At 67.6% G+C, this 6527-nt stretch carries 13 protein-coding genes; 1 reads left to right on the top strand and 12 read right to left on the bottom strand.

Annotated elements, in window-relative coordinates; translation table 11 throughout:
* Positions 1 to 1940 (top strand): hypothetical protein (locus tag IVW53_15390; GenBank protein ID MBF6606950.1); only part of this gene is annotated, 1940 nt, incomplete at its 5' end.
* On the opposite strand, the gene IVW53_15385 is transcribed toward IVW53_15390, so the two are convergent.
* From IVW53_15385 to IVW53_15330, 12 genes are all read right to left on the bottom strand, one after another.
* Entirely contained in the window at positions 1921 to 2187 is a 267-nt protein-coding gene (locus tag IVW53_15385) for a hypothetical protein (protein MBF6606949.1), read from the bottom strand. The genes IVW53_15390 and IVW53_15385 overlap by 20 nt on opposite strands.
* A 7-nt stretch (positions 2188 to 2194) precedes the next feature.
* Positions 2195 to 2344, bottom strand: coding sequence for a hypothetical protein (locus IVW53_15380; GenBank protein MBF6606948.1), 150 nt, complete (start codon positions 2342 to 2344; stop codon positions 2195 to 2197).
* A gap of 256 nt (positions 2345 to 2600) precedes the next feature.
* Entirely contained in the window at positions 2601 to 3017 is a 417-nt protein-coding gene (locus IVW53_15375; protein ID MBF6606947.1) for a hypothetical protein, read from the bottom strand.
* 32 nt (positions 3018 to 3049) lie between these two features.
* Complete coding sequence (locus IVW53_15370) at positions 3050 to 3400, bottom strand: hypothetical protein (protein ID MBF6606946.1); 351 nt, start codon at positions 3398 to 3400, stop codon at positions 3050 to 3052.
* A complete protein-coding gene (locus tag IVW53_15365) occupies positions 3378 to 3788 on the bottom strand; it encodes a hypothetical protein (GenBank protein MBF6606945.1) in 411 nt (136 codons plus the stop codon). Before IVW53_15365 ends, IVW53_15370 begins: the two co-directional genes overlap by 23 nt.
* 72 nt (positions 3789 to 3860) lie before the next feature.
* A complete protein-coding gene (locus IVW53_15360) occupies positions 3861 to 4103 on the bottom strand; it encodes a hypothetical protein (protein ID MBF6606944.1) in 243 nt (80 codons plus the stop codon).
* The gene (locus IVW53_15355; GenBank protein ID MBF6606943.1) at positions 4100 to 4372 is read right to left on the bottom strand and encodes a hypothetical protein; all 273 of its coding nucleotides are present in this window, start codon (positions 4370 to 4372) and stop codon (positions 4100 to 4102) included. The genes IVW53_15360 and IVW53_15355 overlap by 4 nt, the downstream gene beginning before the upstream one ends.
* A gap of 474 nt (positions 4373 to 4846) precedes the next feature.
* Positions 4847 to 5080 carry a hypothetical protein gene (locus IVW53_15350; GenBank protein ID MBF6606942.1) on the bottom strand — a complete coding sequence of 78 codons (234 nt, stop codon included), beginning with the start codon at positions 5078 to 5080 and terminating at the stop codon, positions 4847 to 4849.
* A 1-nt stretch (position 5081) separates the two neighbouring features.
* A complete protein-coding gene (locus tag IVW53_15345) occupies positions 5082 to 5363 on the bottom strand; it encodes a hypothetical protein (protein MBF6606941.1) in 282 nt (93 codons plus the stop codon).
* Entirely contained in the window at positions 5360 to 5671 is a 312-nt protein-coding gene (locus IVW53_15340; GenBank protein ID MBF6606940.1) for a DUF3850 domain-containing protein, read from the bottom strand. The genes IVW53_15345 and IVW53_15340 overlap by 4 nt, the downstream gene beginning before the upstream one ends.
* Entirely contained in the window at positions 5668 to 5910 is a 243-nt protein-coding gene (locus IVW53_15335) for a hypothetical protein (protein ID MBF6606939.1), read from the bottom strand. The genes IVW53_15340 and IVW53_15335 overlap by 4 nt, the downstream gene beginning before the upstream one ends.
* Positions 5910 to 6167 carry a hypothetical protein gene (locus IVW53_15330; GenBank protein MBF6606938.1) on the bottom strand — a complete coding sequence of 86 codons (258 nt, stop codon included), beginning with the start codon at positions 6165 to 6167 and terminating at the stop codon, positions 5910 to 5912. Before IVW53_15330 ends, IVW53_15335 begins: the two co-directional genes overlap by 1 nt.
* Positions 6168 to 6527: the final 360 nt, after the last annotated feature.

Genomic DNA, 6527 nt, shown 5'->3' with positions numbered 1-6527 from the left:
TCCTGATCCACGGGATCGAGAACGTCATCACCGCGGGCTTCGACGACGCCAAGAATTTCGTGCTGTTCCTGATCCACGGGATCGAGAACGTCATCACCGCGGGCTTCGACGACGCCAAGAACTTCGTGCTGTTCCTCGTCAAGGGCACGATCGGGCAGATCTCCGCGCTGCTCGACGCGCTTCACACCGATATCGATAAAGCGTTCGCCGACGCGAAGAACGACATCGCCGGCGTCGCCGGCCAGGTCGGGGGCCTCGCCGGCGATATAGGTTCCGCGGTCGAGACGGGCACCCAGGACCTGTTCCACTCCATAGCGCACGGCGAAATCCGCGACGCATTTGTTACCGCACTGAAAGACGGCGAGACGATCGGCCGTGACATCCTGTCGGGCGTACGCGTCGGCGACCACGCCATACAGGACGCGCCAGGCGCGATGTTCAATCAGCTCATCGACATCTTCATCGGGCATGGCGAGATCGAGCCAGGCGACGCGCCCAGGCTGATCGCCCAGGACCTCGTCGTCGCCACGGAGTTTGGGCTGCTCGCGCACTCGATCGCCGTGGCTCAAGGTGCCATCCCTACTGAGAACGCCGATGCAACATCAAACCTGGCAGCGTTCGTCGCCAAGTTCGCGGACTGGGACACGCTCATCGAGGCGGGGCTCGGCGTAGCGATCGCCGTCGCGCTCAAGCGGCCAATGGAGCAGCACCTCAACAAGCAAACCCTCTCGAACATCCCGAACGAACGCGACATCGACGAGCTCATATCGCGGCGCAAGATCGACAGTCCGACGTACGCCGAGATCCACGCGCGGCACGGCTACGCGCCGCGTTGGACCGAGGTGATGCAGTCGGCGGCGTTTCACCCCGCGCGCATCTTCGAGATCGCCCGCGTCATGCAGTTCAGCGATATCGACGACGCGCAGCTGCACACGATGCTCCTGGACGCCGGCTACCGCGACGAAGTGATCAATGCACTGCAGCCGGCCATGCGCACGCTCGCCATGAACGCTTCGATCACCAAGCTCGTGGATAACGCATGGACCGCCTACCGCGACGGCTTCATTTCGCGCGACGCGCTCACCGGCTACCTCACGCTCGCCGGCAAGCGCGACGCCGAGAAGTCGGTGCTCATGGCGGCCGCCGACTTGGCGTACGCGAACGCGCAGAGCACGGAGATCGTGTCGGCGATCCGGTCCGCGGCCGGACGCGGTGCGATGACCGCGGACGAACAGCGCGCGTCGCTCGCCGGCGTCGGCGTCACCGGCGCCAAGGCGGACATCGAGGTGCAGCGCGCGCACATCGCCCAGCTGAAGAAGCCGGTGGGCAACACGCCGGCGTCGCAGACGAAGGCGATCAACGCGACGCGCGCGACGCTGACGACGGCGTACAAGGAGCAGTTCAAGAAGGGACTGATCGACGCGTCGGAGCTGAACGCCCAGCTCATCGCGATCGGCATCCCCGACTTCCAGGCCGCGGCGATCGTGACGCTGACACAGGTCGAAGTCGCGCCGGCGGCGGCGACGGACAAGGCCGCGTCGCCCGCGGCCGTTGCGGCGCGCGTCCGGACGGACCTGAAGAAGGCCTACATCACCCAGTTCGCGCACGGCGCGATCGACGCGCAGACGCTCGGTAAGCAGCTGATCGCCGTCGGCTTCACCACCGCGGAGACGGAAGCGATCGTCGCGCTCGAGGAAGCTAAGGCGATCCCGAAGCCGACCATCGTGAAGAGAGTCACGCCGGATGTCGTCAATAAGCAGGTGCGTGACACACTGGCGAAGGCCTACGAAGAGCAGCACCTCAAGGGCATGATCGACGCGGACACACTGGAGGCGGATTTCATCGCCGTCGGCATCGACCCGCAGGTCGCGCACGCGCGCCGGCTACTCGATGAGGCGAAGGCCACGCCGAAGCCGAAGGCTACTCCGTCGCCGGCGTGACTGATTGCTCTGCCGGCCACTTGAACACGAGCGTCATCTGCATCTCCTTGACGCCGAGTATCTCGGGCCCCAGCCCGCTGGGAATGTTGCTCTGCAGCACCCACCCGCGCGAGGTCCAGCGGTTGATCGCCTTCGATGCAGCACGTCCGCCGAGAACGGTGATCGAGAACGTTCCCCTGCGTCGGAGTTTCTCTTCCTGTTCAACTGTGCGCGCCTCGCGACGCTCTCTCGAGAAGTACGAGAACATCGAACTCTCACCCCCCTCCGGCCGCGATCGTCCCGATGGCGATGACGACGGCAAGACTGCCGAACACCACGAACAGCACTATCCAGGCGACGGTCAGCCGCCGCATCAGCCTGATGTAGCGCGCCGCCTCAGCGAACAGCTCATCCCGAGGTTCCATCGAACACCCCCCTCTTACATAACAACCGATTTTCCCCCCAGGATGCCCGTGGCGTCAACAGGCCATGTCAACCCCCACCCGCGCGCCGTCCGCCCGCGCCGCTGGCAGCCGGTGTGTCGCATCGGGCGATCCGCGGGGTAGCAAACGGCCGGCTCCTCTTCCCCGAGTCGCCGGCCGTCGCTGTCACCGAGACCGCTCCCTGGGCAGGGCGGATCTCCCCTTCTGCCTATCGCACCACCTCCCTTCCCGCCGCGGGCTAGAGCGCACCGAAGCGCCCGCCGCGCACGTCGAGGCCTCCCGCCTCACACGTCGAACGGAGCGTCTCCGTCCACTCCGTCAGCTCGGCGGTCGCAGCTTCCTGCTGCTCGCCGTTGCCGTCCCAGAATTTGTCCGTCACCGCCACGAGCTCGACGACGACGCCGCGCGCGACGTAGCCAGCGATCAGCTCGTAGTGACGCTCGAGATATCCCTGCGCCTCCGGCACCGTGCGCTCCGTGATGCGCACGATCGCCTCTTCGATCAGCGGCGCGTCGGCGATCAGTTCCGCCGCCCATTCGTCGATGTCGGTGTGCGTCACGCGCACCGCGTGCGACGACGGCGGCGGCGCCTGGCCCCGCGGCGTCCGCGGCTTCTTCTCTTTCGCCGGCCGCGCGATCTCGTCTTCCGTCGTCACACCGCTCGGCATCGTCTCCGTCGCTGTCTCCGTCATTCGTCGTCACCTTCCTGCAGTGCGGCGCCGGCCGCGGTCTTCGGGAACACGGGATTCTGGCGGTCCCGTCGCTCTTCGATCTGGCGATACAGATGATTGACGCGCGCCTCGCGCAGCTGCGCGCGCTTCTCCGTGATCCCTTCACCCGTCTTCAACGGCGCGCCCTGGATCTCGGGCGCGTACAGCATCGCGCCGCGCATCTCGCAGCCGAGCGCGCGCAGCTCGATCGCCGTCAGGTCGTCGCCCATCTGCAGGCGCTCGACGCTGACGCAGCCGTCAGCGAGCGTGCACTGCTGGCGGGCATACATGCAGATCCTGCCGGTGCTAGTGTTGTTGTCTGCGCTCATGGTCGATGTCCTGTTGCCACCCCTTCGGCGGCCCGTCGTGGATGTCCACCCACGTCTCGCGCCGCTTGTACTGCTCCCACTCGACGCGGCTGAGGAGGGGACCGATCCCCGCGTCGATGTACAGCTCGGAGAAGTTCCACGGCTCGCCGATAAGCGCCTCGATCGTCGTCTCGACGCGATAGCGCGCCGGCAGCAGCTGCGACCAGTCGCGCGCGTCGTCTTCCCTGGCGTGCGGCGCCATCTCCACCGCGACCCACGTCGCGCCGCGCCACTGCTGCGCGACGACCAGGTGCTGCCAGCCGCGGATGTGCATCATCCGCACGTGCACGCACAGCGCCAGCTCGACCTCGTGGCGGTCCGGGTGTTTCCAGGTGAACTGCAGCGCCAACGACGGCGCCCGATCTGCGGGGTGGTCCGCTCCCTCGACTCGTCATGGCCTCATTGCCTCTCGACATAATAACTACTCGGTATGTGCGCCGGCTGATTCGCGGCGGATCGGCCGGAAGCGCGGCGACAGCCGTCCCGTCGTGCCGGTGCGCGGCCCGCCGCGCTCGCGTTCCACGGTGTCGAGCGTGCAGCGCAGGCACCACATGCCGGCGCGGTAGGCGATCATCGTCTCCAGGGCGAAAAGGCGGCGACAGCGCACGCAGGATTCGGTGATCTCGGCGCCGTAGTGGGCGCCTTCGCGCGGTCCGCTGTTCATCGTCGCGCCTCCATCACCGCCCGCGCGCTCTGCGACGGCAGCGCGGCGCGCGCGATCGCCGCGACGCGGATCCCTTCGAAGAACGCGTGCAGCGACGGCGACGCGCGCTCTTCGTCGGACCAGTACGCCCACAGCTCGCGCTGCGCGTCGATGCAGCCGAGGCAGTACGCCCACTGGTCGAGCAGCGTCAGCATGTCGAGCACGTTGGGCTTGCCGCACGCGTCGCAGCGGAAGAGCCGTGTGCGCGCGGCGCGTTGTTTGGTCGTCATTTCCTCCCCCTCCCTTGGCGAACCCACCCCGAAAGACACATAAGATCACCGGTGAAGGCACGATCTTATCTACTGCGCCCGGGGCCTTCGGCAGGCCCCCAGTTCGACATAACCACTGCGATTCCGGCCCGTTCGACACGTGAGACGAACAGGGGCCCTGTAGATGCATCGCAGGCCGGCAGTGGTCATGTGCGCGGGTACGCTCGCACCTCCCCGCGCCCGTCTCTCGATTTCCCGATCGCCCCTCGCGGGGCCGGTGCCTGGATCGCTCAGGCGGGTGGGGCGCTCTCGGGCGCAGCGCCGCCGGCTAGTTTTCGAGGGGAAGCCGGCGAACCCTCATCGTCGTCTTGGGCGCTCACCGCGACGTGGGCACCGGACGGCGCGGAGGAGGAAGCAGGGGAGCGGGTGAGCCTCTCGCCTGGTGCCTCCGCGCCGTCCGTCGCCCGCGTCTCCTGGGCGCGACGGATCAGCCGCTCAAGGGCCGCGCGCTTGTCGAGTACCAGCACGCTGCTGTCGCTGTATGCGCCGGCGGCTATCGCGCAACATCACCTCCGTCCGCGCCTCGCCGCACACCCGGCAGAACCGCTGCACGATGCACAGCTGCCCGGCGGCAATGAACGTCGTGGCGTAGACGACGCGCACGCGCTTGCAGTCGGTGCAGCACGCACGCTTCTTCGTCGTCCGCGGCCGCGGCATCGTCGTCGTCATCTCAGCCGTTCCTCTTCGCCAGCTCGCGGCGCACCGCCTGGGAGAGCGTCGTCAGTTCGACCTGCAGCTCGATGATCCGCGCGTCGACAAAGGGCAGCGCCGTCTCGGGGTGCTTGACGAGCGTGCGGCGCACCTCGCGCACGTGGTTGCGCATGACGCGCAGCTCTTCGCACCAGCGGGCGCAGAGCCGCATGTAGGAGGCGTGCGAATCGCGCGAACCGCGCACACGCCCGCGGCCGCGCTTCCGCAGGATCTCGGCCGCACGGACCGACTGGGCGTTCATGTGGGCACCACCGTCATCAGCTGGATCGACAGTAACGCGTACCCTTCCTGCAGCCCGATCCACTTCAGCGTCTCCGTGCCGGTGAGCACGTGCGAGACGGCACAGAAGAGCACGGCGCCGGTGTACGCTCCCATCTCGGGATCCCATTCTTGGAGTAGCAACATGTCGCCGGAACGGAAGCCGCCGCGGTCGTCGCGGCGCAGCTCGCACGTCTTGTGACCCGAGCTGATCGGCTGAAAGAATTCCGGCCAGCACTTCAGCACGTGACAGGTCGGCGGGCGCAGCTCGTAGCGCGCGGGTGCGCTCACGACGTCACCCCCTGGGCGTCCTGTTCGCGGCCCTCTTCGTCGGCCAGGACGCGCGCGCAGTGGTGCGGAGAGACGAGCGACAAGAGGCGACAGGCGACGCGGCCGGCGCGCGAACCGCGGCGGGCGGCGCGCGCCAGGCGCAGCGAGATCGTGCCGTCGGCGTCACCGCCGCTGATGGCGTTCAGCAGCTCGTCAGCGGCAACCAGGACGTTGAAGGACCAGGCGCGGAAGAGGCGCATCACAGCACCCCTAGGGGATCGCCCGCGAGCTCGCCGTGCGCGCTACAGAGATCCCAGGCAATCCAGCTGCAGGGACGGCCGTCGGCGAGCTGACAGGCGTGATCGTCATCGCAGCCGCAGAGCCGGCAGCAGCGTTTCGGCGTGCGCCGCGTCGCCGCGTAGAGCCGTTCGCTATCGATCGGGGCTGCCGGCACGAAGCGCCGGCGTTGTCGGTGCGGGATGAGCGAAGAAAGTTTGCGCCGGAAGTGCAGGTCCATGACACAACACCCGAGTGCGAAGTTCGCACTATAGCTGCTTAGGTGAAGCGAATTTCGAGCCTCACCCACGGCGCCACGGGCGCCGATTTTCGTCTGCGCTACTCGCGCGACGTTCGCGTACGCCTGGCGTGATTCTCTGCGTTCGACTGTCCGCGGCGCGCGCCGATCGCCACCAACTGGGGAGCTAATCGACGGACAGGCGCGACGCCGCGACAGCCGTGCTCGGATTGGAGCCGAGTGTTCATGCCGACACCGCCGGCGCCGCGTCGAGCTGGAACCGCGCGCTCGGTCCCGAGCCGACCTTTGTGATCGTGAAGCGGCGCGGCCGATACCCCGAGAATGTCACCTGGGGTGCCAGCT

The organism is Chloroflexota bacterium (assembly GCA_015478725.1).
Classification (GTDB): domain Bacteria; phylum Chloroflexota; class Limnocylindria; order Limnocylindrales; family CSP1-4; genus C-114.
Note: the sequence above shows the minus strand (reverse complement) of the source record. Positions and strands in the feature narration are given on the sequence as shown.